The 2591-nt window shown below is 38.9% G+C and carries 1 pseudogene; it reads left to right on the forward strand.

The window, feature by feature from the left end:
- Nucleotides 1–2591: pseudogene (locus HMPREF3112_RS03265) on the forward strand (glucosyl transferase); the annotation flags it as partial.

Genomic DNA, 2591 nt, shown 5'->3' on the forward strand with positions numbered 1-2591 from the left:
TGCATTCTCATGTGCAACTGCTCTTGCAAGTTTTACTTTAATCGCAAGACCTGCCTTTACTGAGGAAACTAAGGCTGACAACGCATCTAACCTTGATACGACTGCTACAACATCTACCAATGTGGAAACCACAGCAGACCTAGTAGAAACAAAGGTTGTCGAAACTCCTGCTACTACTGAAAATGTAGCTAGCACTGAAAGCACTACAAATGTCTCAGAACAAGCCACAACTTCTGTTGCAAGCTCTGAAGTTGCCAGTGAAACAGCTTCAACAACTGCAAGTGAAAGCCAAGCTCCTGCAGAATCAGCCACAGGCCAAACACGTGAGGCTGTAACTACAGACCGAGCTGCCAATGAGACTGCTTCAGCTACCGAAACTTCGAACAAGGAAACAAACGTCACTGGTGGTCAGTACTATAGAGACGAATATGGCTACTGGCATTACAAAGATGCTAGCGGTAAAGACCTGACTGGACCACAAACTATTGATGGCGTTAAGGTCTACTTTAGAGATAGTGGTGTTCAGGTTAAAGGGGAATTTACCTGGGACGGTCACTATTATGACAAAGACTCTGGTGCTCTTGTTACTAATAAATTCGTTGAAAATTATGGTAGAACCTATTACTTAGATGAAAATGGTAATAAGACAATTGGTTCCAAAGAAGTTAATGGAGCGTGGTATTATTTTGATCAGTATGGTGAACAAGTTAAAGGTAGATTTGCTTCTGATGACCGTTATTACGACGAAAACGGAAAACAAGTTGATTTCGGGACAAACCGCTATTTTGAATTAAACGGAAAATGGTACTATGCTGGAAATGATGGTGCTATTTTAAAGGGACCACAAACCATCGATGGCGTTAAGGTTTACTTCAATCAAGGTGGTGTTCAAGTTAAGGGCTATTTTGTTAGAAATGATACTAACAATAAAGAACACTATTACGACAAAGATTCTGGTGCACTAGTCACTAACAACTACGTTATTGCCTACGATAACTATACCCACCAAAATGAACGCTACTATGTTGATGAGCAGGGTATTCGTGTAAAAGGTGCTAAAACTATCAATGGTAAACAGGTTTACTTTACATATGATGGAAGACAAGTCTTCGACAATTTTGGTGACGATGGCTACTTCTATGATCAGGATGGTAACCGAGTCGACCTAGGCACAAACCGTTATGTTCAAATTAAAGGCAACTGGTACTACATCGGTAACGATGGAAAAATCTTGACAGGTGAACAAACTATTGATGGCGCTCATGTCTACTTTGGCTATAAAGGTATCCAAGTGAAAGGAGATTTTGACTACAACAAACAATTTCATGATAAAGACTCTGGAAATCTAGTTACTAATCGTTTCGTAACAGTTAAAGACAAAACCTACTTTATTGGAGCTGATAGTAAGGCTATCAAAGGGGCAACAGTCATCGACAACATTGAATACTTCTTTGATAAAGAAACTGGTGCTCAAGTTAAAGGAAATTTCGCAAGAAACGATAAATACTACGATGGGGTCACTGGTGCTCTCGTAACCAATAGCTATGTCCAAGTTGATAAAGACTGGTACTATGTAGGCAATGACGGTAAAAGACTTAAAGGTTCTCAAACCATTAACAATGTTCCTGTATACTTTGATCCTTATGGGGGTAAACAAGTAAAAGGAGAGTTTGGTGATAATGGTTACTATTACGACCAAAATTCTGGTGCCAAAGTAGATTTGGGAACAAGTCGCTATGTCCAAGTTAACGATAATTGGTACTACGTCAATGCTGAGGGTAAGATTCTCAAAGGCGAACAGACCATCGATGGGGTTCAAGTCCATTTTGATACTAAAACAGGGCAACAAATTAAAGGGGGCTTTACTGACAAAGATGGTAAATTAGTCATAAAAGAAAAATATTATCTATCTGGTACTCCTATGAGATATTATGATAAAGACTCCGGTGCTCTTGTAAAAAATCAATACTTCAACCATAATGGTAAATGGTACTATGCAGATGCAGAAGGTAATATCCTTAAAGGCTCACAAACCATCGATGGGGTACACGTTTACTTTGACTATAATGGTGTACAAGCTAAAGATACTGTTCTTGATGGTTACTACTACGATAAAGATACTGGCGCACGGAAAGAGCTCCCTCGTGATCAGTTTATTAAAATTGGTGACGATTTATACTATTTTAGCAGTAATGGACGAACTGGAAGTATAAGTGTTAACGGTAAGGATTACTATGTTGAGCAAAACGGAAGGGTCCTTCGTGGTTCCTTTAACATATATCAAAATCCACCTTACTATGATGATGAAACTGGCGAAGCTGTAGAAAAAACTGGTTTTGTTAAATCTCGCGGTAGTTGGTTCTACCTAGAAAATGGTAAAAAAGTCGCAGGTTTCAAAAAAATTGATGGGAAACTTTACTATTTCTCTGCCAATCCAATGAACAAATACGAAACAAACGAACAAGTTCGTGGAAAATTAGTTGGACCTAAGTTTTATATTTCTTTTCTTAGCAGAGCAGAAGACAACCCAACTTACTACTTCGACGCTGAAACAGGTGCTGCTGTAACCAACCAATTCGTCTATGCAGATG

The sequence above is a fragment of the Streptococcus sp. HMSC10E12 genome, assembly GCF_001807855.1.
Taxonomy (GTDB): Bacteria; Bacillota; Bacilli; order Lactobacillales; family Streptococcaceae; genus Streptococcus; species Streptococcus salivarius.